The organism is Lutibacter sp. B1 (genome assembly GCF_012524075.1).
In the GTDB taxonomy this organism is placed as follows: Bacteria; Bacteroidota; Bacteroidia; order Flavobacteriales; family Flavobacteriaceae; genus Lutibacter.
This window is the reverse complement of sequence record NZ_JAAZUI010000118.1, coordinates 1-1,065: the sequence shown is the minus strand read 5'-3', so window position 1 is coordinate 1,065 and position 1,065 is coordinate 1. Positions and strand designations below refer to the sequence as shown.

Annotated in this window: 2 protein-coding genes; both read left to right on the top strand. The window is 31.3% G+C overall.

Annotated features, from left to right (window positions below; all coding sequences use genetic code 11):
* Positions 1-544 precede the first annotated feature (544 nt).
* Positions 545-745, top strand: coding sequence for a hypothetical protein (locus HGB55_RS15175; RefSeq protein ID WP_168817622.1), 201 nt, complete (start codon positions 545-547; stop codon positions 743-745).
* Between the two features lie 34 nt (positions 746-779).
* Positions 780-1,065 (top strand): hypothetical protein (locus tag HGB55_RS15170; protein WP_168817929.1); only part of this gene is annotated, 286 nt, incomplete at its 3' end.

The window sequence follows — 1,065 nt, the reverse complement described above, 5'->3', positions numbered from 1 at the left end:
CAACAACGTATATAGCTCATTGTGGCGGAATTTTTTAATCGAAAAATTCCTTATATTTATTGTCAAAATTGCTTCGGCGGAAAAATCTCGCTGATTTTCCCACAACGAAGCCATATACAAACCCGTTAGCATAAATAGCTCGGCTGAGTTTTGGTCAGAAAAACTAAAGTTGAAAAAGTTAATTGAAAACTATGATTTTTAGCAATATTTCGGAGTAAAAATTGTAGCGGTCAGAGTTGAGTAATGACAGTGGAAAGAATTGAGTTTTTACTGAAAAAATTGTACTAAACAGAGAAATTTCTGAGTGATTTATACTCAAAAAAGTATGAGAATTGAATCGGAATGAATTTAGCTTTTAATGAAAAATATGTACAAACCTGAAAAATTCCAGATTGACTTCCACTCTACCGGAATTGAGCATTGAAACGGTTAAGATTTTGAGCAACGAATCCGAATATCTTTAAAATGAATAATTGCAATAAATTGAGAAACTTTTTGACTTTTTCCCTGTAAAACGTGAAAATCACAGCGGAGAAAAAGCTAAATGAGAAAAATAAGTATGTTTGATAAATTTCAGATAATAGAAAAATTCAATGCTCAGCAGAACGTGTCGCTAAATATGCTAACAATGGCTATATTGCATTGTGGCGGATTTTCTTTTTCAGAAAATCCTCGTATATTTACTAAAGTTATTGCTATGGCGGAAAAATCTTACCGATTTTTCCACAACGACAACATAGCCTAAACCGTTGTGCTTCATACTGATAAAAACTTGAAACATGTTTGATGAACTAGAAAAATACAAAACAAATGGACACTTTTTCTTTGAGAAAAATGATGATTTACGAGAATTTTGTAATGCACCAAAAAGCGGAATTGGAATTTATTTAATTTATGCTTTAAAAAAAGGAAAAATAGAATTGGTTTATATCGGTTCAACTGGAAAAATCACCCAAAACGGAATGATAAAAACCCGAAAAGGAGGAATTTATGATAGACTTGTCAATGGAAAACAATTTGGAGAAATAAGAAATAGAGCTTGGAATAAACAAATGATTATTGAGG